This is a genomic window from Flavobacterium zhairuonense (assembly GCF_004352915.1).
GTDB lineage: Bacteria > Bacteroidota > Bacteroidia > Flavobacteriales > Flavobacteriaceae > Flavobacterium > Flavobacterium zhairuonense.
The window spans coordinates 18,322-32,321 of the sequence record NZ_SJSY01000061.1 but is presented as its reverse complement, the minus strand read 5'-3'; the positions used below and the strand labels follow the sequence as shown (position 1 = coordinate 32,321).

Sequence of the window (14,000 nt, the reverse complement as noted above, 5' to 3'; positions counted from 1 at the left end):
GTAAAGTTAAAAAGATATACATAAATCAATAAAAATCAAGATTGTAGAAAAATCTAAAATCTGCATTCTAAAATCTAAAATTTAAAAAATGTTTCCATTACAAAGAAATCGTCGTTTAAGAACCAATGAATCAATTCGTTCTTTAGTTCGTGAAACCAGCTTAAGTCCGCAGGATTTTATGCTTCCAATGTTTGTTGCCGAAGGAAAAGACATAAAATCGGCAATTCCGTCAATGCCGGGAATTTACCGCCATTCGTTAGACAACACCATCAAAGAAGTAAAAGAAGCTTGGGATTTAGGAATCAAAGCGGTTAATATTTACGTAAAAGTAAGCGATAATTTAAAAGACAATAAAGGAACCGAAGCTTGGAATAAAGACGGTTTGATGCAACAAACAATCCGCGCCATTAAAGATGCTGTTCCAGAAATGATTGTAATGCCCGATGTTGCCTTAGATCCATATTCAATTTATGGTCATGACGGAATTATAGAAAACGGCCAATTAATCAATGACGCAACTGTTGATGCTTTAACGAGAATGAGTTTAAGCCACGCTGAAGCCGGAGCCGATTTTGTAGCGCCAAGTGATATGATGGACGGAAGAGTTTTGGCCATCAGAAAAGCATTAGAAGAAAATGGTCACCATAACGTGGGGATAATGAGTTACAGTGCCAAATATGCTTCGGCATTTTATGGCCCGTTCCGAGATGCTTTAGATTCTGCTCCGGTAGATTCTCAAAATATTCCAAAAGACAAGAAAACATATCAAATGGATTATGCCAACAGAATTGAAGGAATTCGCGAAGCTTTATTAGACGTTGAAGAAGGCGCAGACATCGTAATGGTAAAACCAGGAATGGCATATTTAGACATTGTTCGTGAGGTAAAAAATGCCGTTCATGTACCGGTTGCGGTTTATCAAGTATCTGGTGAGTACGCAATGGTAAAGGCCGCAGCAGAAAAAGGGTGGCTTGATCATGACAAAATCATGATAGAGCAACTTTATTGCATTAAGCGTGCAGGAGCCAGTATTATCTCAACTTATTTTGCAAAAGAAGCAGCTGTAATTTTAAATAAATAGTAATGAAAAAAGTATTATTCTTATCTGCCGTTTTAGCGTTTGCCGCATGTAAAAAAGAAAGTCAAGAACCTTTTGGTAAATCCTCTGAAGGAACAACAGAAACTTCTGTCGAAGGAGAATCGGCGAAAGCTACAACTCCAGAAGCATTAGGAAAAGAAATTTTTGAAGGAAGAGGAAATTGCACTTCTTGCCATCAAGTGGGGGAAAAAGTGATTGGGCCAAGTATTCAGGAAATCGCTAAAACCTACAAAGACAAAAAAGGTGATATTACGACTTTCTTAAAAGGAAATGCAGAACCAATTGTTGACCCAAGTCAGTTTGCTGTAATGCAGACTAACTTTGCAATAACCAAAGAAATGTCTGATGAGGAATTAAAAGCAATTGAAGCTTATATTTACAGCAATTTGAAATAAGAGACATTTATCGATATAAAGAAAACGACGCCAAATAAGCGTCGTTTTTTATTTTTCTTTTAAAATTAAAAATCACTGCTCACTGCTGACATACTGTTGTCATTTTGCTGTATTAATTTTGGTTCAATAACAAAAAAATGAGACACCATGTATAATCAAAAATTCAACGTAATTGGCATTTCGATACGAACAACAAATGAAAATGGGCAATCCTCAAAAGATATTCCGGCGCTTTGGAATACTTTTTTATCTGAATCTGTTGCCGAAAAAATTCCAAATAAGATTTCCAAGGATATCATCTGTATCTATACAGATTATGAAAAAGACCACACGAAACCGTACACCACAATTTTAGGTTGTATAGTTGATAATTTTGATTTTATTCCTGAAAAGATGATCGGAATAACAATTGAGAACTCCAATTATGCAAACTTTGCTCCAAAAGGAAATCTGTCTGAAGGAATCGTTTATAATGAATGGTTGAGAATTTGGGAATCCAATCTCGAAAGAACTTTTACAAGTGATTTTGAAGTCTATGGAGAAAAAGCTCAAAATCCTGAAAATGCCGAGGTTGATATTTATATTGCTATAAAATAATAAAACAAAAAAACGGCGCTGAAATCAGCGCCGTTTTTATATTGAGTAAATTAAAGATTACCAGATTTTAACTCTTTTGTCTGGTTCAACATACATTGCATCACCTTTTTTAATTCCAAAAGCTTGGTAGAAAGAATCTAAGTTTTGGATTGGCACAACCGCTCTGTACATTCCTGGAGAGTGTGGATCCGTTTTAACTTGGCTTTTAATAGCCTCGTCTCTAGATTTTGTTCTCCAAACTGTAGCCCAAGAAATAAAGAAACGCTGTTCTGGTGTGAAACCGTCAATTAATCCAGGATTTCCATGTTTTTTCAAATACAATTGCAAACCATCATAAGCAGCGTTTGTACCTCCTAAGTCACCAATGTTTTCACCTAAAGTAAATTTACCATCAACGTGAATTCCAGGAAGTGGTTCTAAAGCGCTGTATTGTGCAGCAAGTTCTCCTCCAAGGGCAGTAAATTGTTTTAAATCTTCAGGAGTCCACCAGTCAACAAGATTTCCATCAGCATTATAACGAGCACCAGAATCATCAAAACCGTGAGAGATTTCGTGACCAATTACAGCTCCAATTCCACCGTAATTTACAGCAGCATCAGCTTGGTAATTGTAAAACGGTGGCTGTAAAATTGCAGCTGGGAAAACAATCTCGTTGTAAGATGGATTGAAATAAGCATTAACCGTTTGCGGAGACATTCCCCATCTTGATTTATCTACAGGTTTTGAAAGATCAGCAAGATTTTCAGCATAAGCCCATTTTGAAATACTTTTCATATTATCAAAATATGTTCCGCCTTCCTTAACGTCTTTAAGCTCTAATTTTGAATAATCTTTCCATTTGTCCGGATATCCAATTTTAACCGTTAATTTTTTCAATTTTTCAATCGCCTTAACTTTAGTTTCAGCAGACATCCAAGGCAAAGCGTTGATTCTGTTTTCATAAGCAAGCATAACATTGGCAATCATGTCTTTTGCTTTTTCTTTCGCTTCAGCAGGAAATAATTTTTCTACATACAATTTTCCTAAAGCTTCTCCCGTTACTCCGTTGATTACTTGCAAAGCAACTTCTTCACGCGGACGTTGTTTTAAAGCTCCTGTCAATGTTTTTCCGTAGAAATCAAAATTTGCGTTTTCAATCTCTGTAGTCAAAGTTGAAGCTGCTCTGTTTAATAATGACCATTTTAAGTACTCTTTCCAAGCCTCTACTTTCTTTTCAGTAAAAGTTTTTTCTAGAGCGATCATGTAGCGAGGTTGCGCCACATTTACGGTATCTAATTTTGCCATTCCAATTCCTGCAAAATATTTCTCCCATTGAATAGAAGGCGTATTCTTTTTCAAATCAGCAACAGCAGTTGGGTTGTATTGTTTTCTTCTGTCTCTTCTTTCAACACGGTCCAATCTTGGCGCAGACATTTCAACTTCTAGAGCCAAAATTTGTTTTGCGCTTTCTTTTGCTTTAGCAGGAGACTCTCCGATAAATTGCATCATACGAGCTACGTGCACTTCGTATTTTTCACGTTTTTCTTTAGAATCTTTATCATCTGCATTGTAGTAATCTTTATCAGATAATCCTAAAGTACCTGGGCTTAAGCTCACAGTGTTTCTGTTACTGTTTTTAGCATCAGCACCAACATAAACTCCAAAGAAACCTGATCCGCCAGAAAGTTGCATTTCAGTGATATAATTTTGAAGATCGGCAACATTTTTAATTGCATCGATTTTCTTCAAATAAGGTTGAAGCTGCGTAACGCCTCTTTTGTTTCTTCCAACAGTATCCATGATAGTGTTGAACAAAGCGATCGCTTTTCCTTGGTCAGTATTTGATTTGTACTTCGGGTTTTTCGAAGCTTCTTTCAAAATAGCAAGTGCATTTTCGTCAGTTTTTTGACGCAATTCGTTAAAACTTCCCCATGAAGTTCTATCACTAGGAATTTCAGTTTTGTCTAGCCAGGCTCCGTTTACATAACGAAAAAAGTCCTGACTCGGACTCACTTTTGTATCCATATTGGCAATATTGATACCTGGTTCTTTTGGTTTTGCATCTTGAGCTTGAACTGCAGTTAATGAAAACATTGCAGAAACTACACAAAACATAGGTTTAGTAAGCTTTTTAATCATTATAATTTATTGTTTTAGTATATATACAAACATATTGTTATTATTTTGAATATTATGTTAAAATTCATCAATAATAAACAGATTATTTTCGAAGATATCCTTTTAAATGCCTTCAGTTAAACATTTGTCTACACAAATATCATTTTGTTACAAAAATGTTTTAAAAAAAATACTAAATGAAAAAACAGATTGCAATTTACGTTTGCACTCTGTTAAAAAGCCGTTATAATTAAGACATTAAAAAGCTGTTTTTGTATTTTTGCGCCAAATTATTTTTATGAAATCGCTTCTTTATAAATACCGCAAATTCTTTATCGTTTTAATTATATTTTCGGTTGTTACTATATCTCTATTTTATTCGGCTTTAAAACCACAAAAAACACTTCCGATTTACAATCCTTCTGATGTCAATCCAGAATTAGTTGATAGTACGATTCAATACAAAAGCAAATATCACACAATTGCCGATTTTTCGTTTGTAAACCAAAATGGAGACACAATCACACAAAAAAATTATGAAGGAAAAATCTATGTTGCCGATTTCTTCTTCACAACTTGCGGGTCCATTTGTCCAAAAATGACAACGAATCTTGAAGATGTTCAAAAAGCGGTTTTGAATAATCCAAAAGTAATGTTGCTTTCGCACACCGTTTTTCCTGAAGTTGACAGTATTCCGGTTCTAAAAGCATATGCAATTAAGCATCATGTTGTGGACAGCAAATGGAATTTAGTTACTGGCGACAAAAAAGAAATTTATACGATGGCAAGAAAATCTTATCTAGCTGTGAAATTAGGCCGTCCAGATCAACTTTATGATATGGTTCATACGGAGAATTTTGTTTTGGTAGATCAAAAACGACGTGTTCGTGGTTTTTATGACGGAACAAACAAAGAAGAAATCAAACGTCTTTTAGAAGACATCGATTTCTTGTCAAAAGAGTAAAATCCCTTATTTTTAGAAAGATTTAGCATATTCAAGAGTGTTAAATGCCTTGAAATAAAGAATAATTACCTACTTTTGCAATCTAAATTCAATCTAAATAAGCTTGCAAAATACAATTCACACTCTGAAAAAAGGCGAAAAAGCCATTATCAAAGATTTTGATATCGATCTTGTTCCTCTAAAATTATTAGAAATGGGTTGTTTGCCGGGCAGCTTGGTCGAATTAATTCAAATTGCACCTTTTGGGGATCCTCTTTATTTAGACATAAACGGTTCGCATGTCGCGATTCGCATTGAAACTGCTCGTGAAATTGAAGTTGAACTTATCAAAAACAATTTGTAATGAGTGTTCAGAATATCAATGTTGCCCTTATTGGGAATCCAAATACAGGAAAGACTTCCGTTTTTAATCAGCTTACAGGCTTAAATCAACAGGTTGGAAATTATCCCGGAATTACAGTGGAGAAAAAAATAGGGTTTTGCAAACTTCCCCATAATATCAAAGCTAATATTCTGGACTTGCCAGGAACGTACAGTTTGAACGCAAGCTCAATGGATGAAAGTGTTGTAATCGAACTTTTGCTCAACAAAAACGACAAATTATATCCAGATGTCGCAGTTGTAGTAACTGATGTTGAAAATCTGAAAAGAAATTTACTGATTTACACGCAAATAAAAGATCTCCAAATTCCGACGATTTTAGTCATTAACATGTCTGATCGTATGGAGCGTAAAGGCATCTCGCTTGATATTCCACTTTTGGAAGAAAAGCTAAAAACTAAAATTGCGTTAGTCAGTTCAAGAAAAGGATTAGGAATTGAAGAATTAAAAGAATTGATTGTTTCTTATAAAACAATTCCGCACGAACCTTGTCTAAACGCTTCAGTAATTGACGAAGAATATTTCAAAAAACTACAGCATGCTTTTCCGAATCAACTTTTGTATAAATTATGGCTTGTGATTACGCAAGACGTAAATTTTTCAAATTTGGATCGAAATGAAATAAGAAGCACTTTTACAAAATCGCATTCCGAATTAAAACGCTTGCAGCAAAAAGAAACCATTAAACGTTATCAGTTTATAAATGATGTTTTAAAAGAAGGTTTAAACGTTGACACCACAATGGCGAAAGACATTCGTGCAAAACTAGATCGTATATTGACGCATAAAGTTTGGGGTTACGTTATTTTCTTTGCAATATTATTTTTGATTTTCCAATCCATTTTCAGCTGGTCAACCATTCCAATGGATTTTATCGATAGCACATTTGCATCGCTAAGCGCTTGGACTGCACAAGAATTGCCAAGCGGCATTTTGACAGATTTGCTTTCGCAGGGAATTATTCCGGGAATTGGTGGCGTTATCATTTTCATTCCGCAAATTGCCTTTCTATTTCTCTTTATTTCCATCTTGGAAGAAAGCGGTTATATGAGCCGAGTTGTTTTTCTGATGGATAAAATCATGCGTAAATTTGGTCTTTCGGGAAAAAGCGTTGTGCCTTTAATTTCGGGAACTGCTTGTGCTATTCCGGCAATTATGGCGACTCGAAATATTGAAAACTGGAAAGAACGCCTTATTACGATCTTGGTAACACCACTGACGACTTGTTCGGCGAGATTACCAGTTTATGCCATTATCATTTCATTGGTTATTCCGAGTACACGAGTTTTTGGAATTCTGAATCTTCAAGGATTAACATTGATGTGCCTTTATATTTTAGGATTTGGAACCGCTATTTTATCAGCTTATATTTTAAATAAAGTTTTGAAATTTGATTCCAAAACTTATTTCGTAGTCGAAATGCCAAGTTACAAGATGCCACTTTTCAAAAATGTTGGGATCAATGTTGTAGAAAAGACCAAAGCTTTTATTGTTGGAGCTGGTAAAATCATCTTGGCAATATCTGTCATCTTGTGGTTTCTAGCTTCATACGGTCCAGGAAAAGATTTCAACGAAGCCGAAACTATCGTTAAAGAAAGATTTGCCGACAAAACATTAACAGAAATTCAATTTGAAAATGAAGTAGCCTCTCAAAAATTAGAAAACTCCTATATCGGATTAATGGGAAGAGCTATTGAACCAGTAATCGAGCCATTAGGTTACGACTGGAAAATCGGAATTGCCTTAATCAGTTCGTTTGCAGCACGTGAAGTTTTTGTTGGAACACTTGCAACTATTTATAGTGTTGGCGATACGGATAATGAATCGACAATAAAAAGCAAAATGCAGGCAGAAATTCGGCCTGAGACGGGACAAAAAGTATTTAACTTTGCGACTGGCGTTTCATTATTGCTTTTTTACGCTTTTGCAATGCAGTGTGCCAGCACATTAGCAATTACAAAAAAAGAAACCAATTCTTGGAAATGGCCGGCAATGCAACTTGTATTCATGAGCTCGCTTGCTTATCTATCAGCATTAATTGCTTATCAATTCTTAAAATAAAAAATCATGGTTCAGGAAATTATCGCTTTTGCTATACTAGGATTTGCCGTTGCATTTTTGATCAAAAAATTCTTTTGGAAATCTAAAAAGAAAAAGGATTGTGGTGATGGAAACTGTGGCTGCAGTTAAATAAAAAGTCTTTTTTTGTTATTTTAAAAACTTCCAAAGACTATAACAATCGCTGTTTTCAGATAATTTTATCGAATTAAATCCAGCGAAAATGACAAAATATGAAAGAGAAGAAATTATAAGAGACAATAGAGTTGCCAGATTATTATGGTTTTCACTAGGTTTTTTATGCGCGTTTGCCATAATGAGTCTTATAAAATAAAAAACAGCTTCAAGGGGATCTTGAAGCTGTTTTTTTATGTTCTTTTTTGAAAATTTACTTTGTAATGAAAAATAATCATTAGTTTTTTCTTTGCCAGTTTTAATTACATTTATGTTTTTAAAACATGTCAAATGAAATCAAAAATCCCTTTTCTGTTTTTAATTATGCTGCTTTTTCTACATAAAGCAATCAGTCAAACGAAAACTGATGTAAAGCAAGAATCCAATAATACTTTCATAACTTCAGATGGAGTTCCGCTGTTTTTGAAAGTTTCAGGTAAAGGCGAAATTTGCATTTTTGTACATGGCGGACCTGGCGCTTGGAGCAAATCATTTGAAGAATTTGGCGGAAATGTCCTAGAAGACAAACTAAAAATGTGTTATTACGACCAAAGAGGATGCGGTCGATCAGGATCTCCATCTGACAACAATTACAGCATGGACAGAATGATTAATGATATTGAAGAGATTCGCGCGCATCTTAAAACCTCAAAAATATTTATAATTGGTCATTCATTCGGAGGAATTCTGGCTACAAAATATGCCGAGAAATATCCTCAGCATGTAAAAGGTCTAATTCTATTGAATGCCACACTTGACATTAATGATTCACTTCTAAATCAAATTGCTTTTATGAGCAAAATTCTTGGAGAAGATTTTTCAGTAAAAAATAAGGATTCGATATTAAAAACCTTCTTTGAAGCCAAAACAAAAATCAAAAAAACTGATTTAGATTATAAAATGCTCTCTGACGACAGAACTATTGTCGAAAAATTAGACAGCATCGATAATAGCGAAAAAAGAAATTCATCTTTTGCGCAATATGCGCTAAGCGGACCATTATATTTTAGTGATTTCACAAAAGAAACAGCTTCAATAAAAGTGCCAACGCTTATAATCTCTGGAACTAAAGACAATAACATTGGCCCGAATCATTATCGCCTCTTTAAATTTCCAAACCAGGAAATTAAGATTATTAATGGCGGACATATTTTGTATTATGAACAGAATAAAGAGTTTAAAAACACGATTGAAAAATTTGTTCACAAAGTTAAATGAGAATTGAAAAAAGACTAAAGAATCAAGAATCAAGACTGAATCTTAGATTTTGCTGAAACTGAAAACTGAGACTGCGACTGCAAACCTTACTTCACTCCTTCCCATTCTGCATAAAACTGAGCAAGAAACTGTTCCATAAAATGATGCCTTTCAGAAGCAATTTGTTTTCCTCTTTCAGTATTCATTTTGTCTTTTAAAAGCAAAAGCTTTTCGTAGAAATGATTTATCGTTGGTGCGTTGTTCTTTTTGTATTCTTCTTTCGTCATGTTTGTAACAGGAGCAATTTCTGGATCATACAAGGCTCTGTTTTTAAATCCGCCATAATTAAATGCTCTTGCAACGCCAATTGCACCAATCGCATCCAGACGATCCGCGTCTTGTACAATATCCAATTCGACAGATGAGAATTTCTTTTCGAAATTTCCGCCTTTATAAGAGATATTTTCAATGATATCGACTACATGCTGGATAGTGTCTTCTGAAACGTTTTCGGCCTCTAAAAACGTTCGTGCTGTTTTTGGCCCGATACTTTCATCTCCATTATGAAACTTGCTGTCGGCAATATCATGAAGCAAGGCTCCTAATTGCACAATTTCAAGATTGCAATTGGTATCTTTTGCAATCAAAAGCGCATTTTTATAAACACGTTCAATATGAAACCAATCATGACCGCCTTCGGCATCATTAAGTTTTTCTTTTACAAAAGTGATCGTTTTGTTGATTAATTCAGAAGTATTCATAGTAGAATTTTATACATTTTGTGAGTAATTTAATTAACACACAGACTTTGGAGATTAAACAAATTTAGCAGATAAACAGTTGCTTTTATAAAAAATGTTGATTGCCAAAAAGCTGTTAAAGCCATGACAATCAACATAAAAATATTTCTTTACTTAAAATTGCAACTTTGTTGCGTATTCAAAATTTCAAGCTATAATTTTCAAAAATTATAATCTTGCAGGCTCAACCCATTTAAAAATATGAGACTCTGCAGGAATCACTAATCTTTCAGAAATTCTAGCCATACGCGCTGGCAATTTCATTAAATAATCACGAGCTTTTTCAGCTTCGTCAGTTAAATTCGAAATTTTATCAATTTCCCATTTGTTCATCAATTTCTGCATGATATCAACATAATCATTAGCCGTATAAACTCCGATACGTTGTGCTGAATCTGAAAATTGCTCAAAAGCAGAACTGATTTTTTGACCTGATTCTCTTAAAAAGTGAGCTGGCATAACAATTTTCTGCTTCATCATGTATTGAAAAGCCAACATCATTTCGCTTGGATCCACTTGAAAAATTCTCGTTACGAATTCGCTGTATGCATGGTGGTGACGCATTTCGTCTCCTGCAATCATTTTACACATTTTAGACAACTTGTTATCTCCAAATTTCTTTGCAATTTGCGAAACTCTATTGTGCGAAACATAAGTTGCTAATTCCTGGAAACTAGTATATACAAAGTTTTTGTATGGATCAGTTCCAGTTCCAATATCAAAACCGTCGTTGATCAAATGCTGTGTTGTCATTTCGATTTCACGCATGTTCACACGGCCAGACAAATACAAGTATTTATTTAGAAGATCTCCGTGGCGGTTTTCTTCTCCAGTCCACTGTCTGATCCATTTCGACCAACCGTTTCCACCGTTTTCTACCTGATCTACACCTTCTACATCCATTAACCAAGATTCATATGTAGGCAAAGCTTCTTCAGTGATCGTGTCACCAACAAGCGTAACCCAAAAATCGTATGGAAGTTCTTTTGCAATTTCACGCAACTCTTTTACCTCCTCAAAGAAATTTTCTCCTTCAGAATTAGGCAAAAAGTCTGACGGCTGCCAAATTTTTTCCACTGGAATTAAATACTGTTCAACGAAGCTATCCACGTTTTTTTCCAAAAACTGCATTACTTCTAATCTAATGTTTTTTATAGACATTACTTATTTTTGATTTGGGATTTAAGTTTCAGCATTTTCGCTGAAAACAAAAATCTATTTATACTCGTTTACTCCTTCTACTACAGCTTTTTCTGTTAAAGCCATCAATTCTGCAAAATCATAATCTTTTACAGCCATTGCTTTGTGTGCGGTAAAAGTCAAATGATTTCCTAAACCAACAGGAAACATTCCATAACGAACCATTTTCCAAGAATTGTTGATGCTAACCGGTACAACATACGCAGATGGCGCATATTTGCATAAAATTTTTAAACCGCTTTGCGCAAATTCTTTAGGTTTTCCTGTTTTACTGCGTGTTCCTTCTGGAAAAATCACAGCAGATCTGGTATTTTTTTCGATATATTCAGACAAGCCTTTAATTACGGGAATTGCTTGTTTAGGGTCTTTTCGGTCAATAAGCACTGATCCTCCGTATTTCAAATTGAAAGAAACACTTGGGATTCCGCTTCCTAACTCTTTCTTACTTACAAATTTACAATGAAAACGTCTAAAGTACCAAATCATTGTAACGATATCGTACATGCTTTGATGATTGGCAACAAAAATAATTGGAACTCCAGTCGGAATATCCTCTACTCCTGTAACTTTATACGTTGTTCCAACAAGATTTGTGCATCTTAAAAGGAAAAAGTTCAAATAATCCACACTTTTTTTGTGGGCTTGATATCCAAAAACATTTAAGCAAATCCATTGTATTGGATGAAAAACCACCAAACACAATCCAAAACATAAGTAGTAAATAACAGATATTGGGTACGAAATTATCTTTTGCATGCCTGAAAAATTAATTGCCAAAAGTAGTAAATATATTTTTAGCCTTATAAAAATTGAAAACAATAACTGTTTTTCTTGTTTAATTGTACCTTTGCCTCAGAATTTGCAAATTTTTTCTGAGCTAAATGAACTTCACATACCCTAAAAATGAACGCTTAAAAAGCAAAACGACGATTGGATTACTGTTTTCTGAAGGAAAATCGGTGTCAAAATATCCGCTTCGTTTGGTTTACCGTCAAGCGGAAGAAAATTCAGAAGAAAAAATAAAACTTGGCGTTTCAGTTTCCAAGAAATATTTCAAAAAAGCCGTTGACCGAAATTATTTCAAAAGAGTTCTTAGAGAAACTTATCGATTAAACAAACATTTGCTTTTGGATAATTTAAACGAGCCTTATTCTATCATGTTTTTTTATCAGACAAAAGACAAACTATCGTATCAGGAAATCAATACCAAAACGATTCAATTGTTTGAGAAATTTTTACTTCAAGTTAATAAAACTGAAGATTCTGAAAACAAACCAGAATCACAGAACCCTTTATAATCAATTAGTTTGAAATACCCAATTGAGATTAGTCTGTCCGAATAATCGTAATTGATGATTTATTCTTATTTTAGTACTTTATAATTAAGATAATTCACGATTATGTATCCATATTTCAAAAAGAGATTCATTATACCGACCGTTGCGGCAGGGCTTTTATTTGTTGGAACCAGTTTCAAAGAAGACTTTTTTGAAATTGCTAAACAAATCGAAATCTTTACGACTTTATTCAAAGCAGTAAATACAAATTATGTGGACGAAACCAATCCCGGCGATTTGATGGATAAAGCCATTAAAAGTATGCTTGGAAGTTTGGATCCATACACCGTTTACTTCAATGAGCAAGATGTTGTCAACTTCAAAATCAACAATACAGGTGAATACACTGGAATTGGTGCTTTGATTGCAAGAAAAAAAGATCGCTTAATTGTTCGTGAACCTTACAAAGGTTATCCAGCCGACAAAGCCGGACTAAAAGCAGGTGACGAAATTATTCAGATTGGCGATGTTTTGATTGCTGATTATAAAGATGATGCTTCACAATTGATGAAGGGAACAAAAAACACCAAAATTCAGATTAAATACATTCGCCAAGGAAAAACCAATACTACAGAATTAGTTTTGGACGAAGTTGATATCAAATCGGTTCCATTTTATGGAAAAATTGACGATAAAACAGGTTATATCGTTCTTTCGCACTTTAGCAGAAAAGCAGCCGCCGAAGTTAAAGACGCTCTTGAAAAATTAAAAGCCGACGGGGCGACCCAAATTGTATTGGACTTAAGAGGAAATCCAGGCGGACTTTTAAATGAAGCGATAGACATCTGTAATTTATTTGTTCCGAAAAATGAAGTCATTGTGACGACAAAATCGAGGATCGAAAAACACAATAATACATATAAAACGACAAAAGAACCCGTTGACACCGAAATTCCTTTGGCAATTTTAGTTAACGGCCGAAGTGCCTCTGCTTCAGAAATTGTTTCTGGTGCTTTGCAGGATTTAGATCGCGCGGTTATTTTAGGAAGCAGAAGTTTCGGAAAAGGATTGGTACAACGTTCTGTCGATTTGACTTACGGAACGCAATTGAAAGTTACCATTTCTCGTTATTACACTCCATCTGGACGTTGCATTCAGGCTCTAGATTATGCACATAAAGACAAAAACGGTGTTGCCCAAAAAACAGAAGCTAAAAACTTCAACGCTTTTAAAACTAGAAAAGGAAGAACTGTTTATGATGGCGGTGGCGTTTTACCAGATATTGAATTGGATGAAACCAAAATGAGCCCGATTACAACTGCTTTATTAAAAAACGATGGTATTTTTGATTATGCAACAACATATTATTACAAAAACCCAAATCTTGGAGATAAAATTCCTGTTTTGACTGATGCTGATTACACCGCATTCAAACAATATTTGAAAACCAATAAAATTAGTTTTGATACTGAAACCGAAGTTGCTCTTAAAAACACTTTGACTGCAGCCAAAAATGAAAAAATAGAAGAGACAATTGCACCAGAATATCAACAATTACTAGCCGCTTTAGAAAAAAGCGAAACGACTTTGCTGGACAAAAATCAAAAAGAAATTAGAGGTTTGATTCAAGAAGAGCTTATTAAAAGGTACCAATATCAAGAAGGTTTATATCAATTTTATCTTAAAAACAATTCAGAAATTAAAAAAGCAGTGAGCGTTTTAAATAATCAAACTGAGTACAAAACGATTTTAAAAATGTAA

14 protein-coding genes are annotated in these 14,000 nt (G+C 34.4%); 10 read left to right on the top strand and 4 right to left on the bottom strand.

Translation table 11 applies throughout. The features are described from left to right. Positions 1-88: 88 nt before the first annotated feature. From hemB to EYY60_RS01995, 3 genes are all read left to right on the top strand, one after another. The gene (gene hemB, locus EYY60_RS02005; RefSeq protein ID WP_132987735.1) at positions 89-1,081 is read left to right on the top strand and encodes a porphobilinogen synthase; all 993 of its coding nucleotides are present in this window, start codon (positions 89-91) and stop codon (positions 1,079-1,081) included. 2 nt (positions 1,082-1,083) lie between these two features. After that, a complete protein-coding gene (locus EYY60_RS02000; protein ID WP_132987734.1) occupies positions 1,084-1,494 on the top strand; it encodes a c-type cytochrome in 411 nt (136 codons plus the stop codon). 147 nt (positions 1,495-1,641) lie between these two features. Continuing rightward, a complete protein-coding gene (locus EYY60_RS01995; RefSeq protein ID WP_132987733.1) occupies positions 1,642-2,091 on the top strand; it encodes a GyrI-like domain-containing protein in 450 nt (149 codons plus the stop codon). 57 nt (positions 2,092-2,148) lie between these two features. Here the strand turns inward: EYY60_RS01995 and EYY60_RS01990 are convergent, their stop codons facing one another. Then, positions 2,149-4,209: a M13 family metallopeptidase gene (locus tag EYY60_RS01990; protein WP_132987732.1), complete on the bottom strand. Its 2,061-nt coding sequence runs from the start codon at positions 4,207-4,209 to the stop codon at positions 2,149-2,151. A gap of 277 nt (positions 4,210-4,486) precedes the next feature. On the opposite strand from EYY60_RS01990, the gene EYY60_RS01985 reads away from it, so the two are divergent. The 5 genes from EYY60_RS01985 (at position 4,487) to EYY60_RS01965 (ending at position 8,983) form a co-directional block, all read left to right on the top strand. Next, on the top strand, positions 4,487-5,152 hold the full coding sequence (locus tag EYY60_RS01985) for an SCO family protein (protein ID WP_132987731.1): 666 nt from the start codon (positions 4,487-4,489) through the stop codon (positions 5,150-5,152). A gap of 103 nt (positions 5,153-5,255) precedes the next feature. Further along, complete coding sequence (locus EYY60_RS01980) at positions 5,256-5,495, top strand: FeoA family protein (protein ID WP_132987730.1); 240 nt, start codon at positions 5,256-5,258, stop codon at positions 5,493-5,495. Continuing rightward, complete coding sequence (gene feoB / locus EYY60_RS01975; protein WP_132987729.1) at positions 5,495-7,594, top strand: ferrous iron transport protein B; 2,100 nt, start codon at positions 5,495-5,497, stop codon at positions 7,592-7,594. The genes EYY60_RS01980 and feoB overlap by 1 nt, the downstream gene beginning before the upstream one ends. 6 nt (positions 7,595-7,600) lie before the next feature. Continuing rightward, positions 7,601-7,723 (top strand): FeoB-associated Cys-rich membrane protein, encoded by a 123-nt coding sequence (locus tag EYY60_RS01970; RefSeq protein ID WP_208749444.1) that lies wholly within the window; start codon positions 7,601-7,603, stop codon positions 7,721-7,723. Between the two features lie 333 nt (positions 7,724-8,056). Next, on the top strand, positions 8,057-8,983 hold the full coding sequence (locus EYY60_RS01965) for an alpha/beta fold hydrolase (RefSeq protein ID WP_132987727.1): 927 nt from the start codon (positions 8,057-8,059) through the stop codon (positions 8,981-8,983). 86 nt (positions 8,984-9,069) lie between these two features. On the opposite strand, the gene EYY60_RS01960 is transcribed toward EYY60_RS01965, so the two are convergent. The 3 genes from EYY60_RS01960 to EYY60_RS01950 all read right to left on the bottom strand — a co-directional run bounded on the left by EYY60_RS01960 (position 9,070) and on the right by EYY60_RS01950 (position 11,718). Continuing rightward, positions 9,070-9,723 carry an HD domain-containing protein gene (locus tag EYY60_RS01960; RefSeq protein WP_132987726.1) on the bottom strand — a complete coding sequence of 218 codons (654 nt, stop codon included), beginning with the start codon at positions 9,721-9,723 and terminating at the stop codon, positions 9,070-9,072. A gap of 207 nt (positions 9,724-9,930) precedes the next feature. Next, the gene (locus EYY60_RS01955; protein WP_132987725.1) at positions 9,931-10,923 is read right to left on the bottom strand and encodes an acyl-ACP desaturase; all 993 of its coding nucleotides are present in this window, start codon (positions 10,921-10,923) and stop codon (positions 9,931-9,933) included. 54 nt (positions 10,924-10,977) lie between these two features. Continuing rightward, positions 10,978-11,718, bottom strand: a complete 741-nt coding sequence (locus tag EYY60_RS01950; RefSeq protein WP_132987724.1) for a lysophospholipid acyltransferase family protein — start codon at positions 11,716-11,718, stop codon at positions 10,978-10,980. A gap of 125 nt (positions 11,719-11,843) precedes the next feature. Here EYY60_RS01950 and rnpA point away from each other — a divergent pair, with 125 nt between their 5' ends. Both rnpA and EYY60_RS01940 read left to right on the top strand, forming a co-directional pair. Further along, a complete protein-coding gene (gene rnpA, locus EYY60_RS01945; protein ID WP_132987723.1) occupies positions 11,844-12,260 on the top strand; it encodes a ribonuclease P protein component in 417 nt (138 codons plus the stop codon). 102 nt (positions 12,261-12,362) lie between these two features. Further along, positions 12,363-14,000: a S41 family peptidase gene (locus tag EYY60_RS01940; RefSeq protein ID WP_132987722.1), complete on the top strand. Its 1,638-nt coding sequence runs from the start codon at positions 12,363-12,365 to the stop codon at positions 13,998-14,000.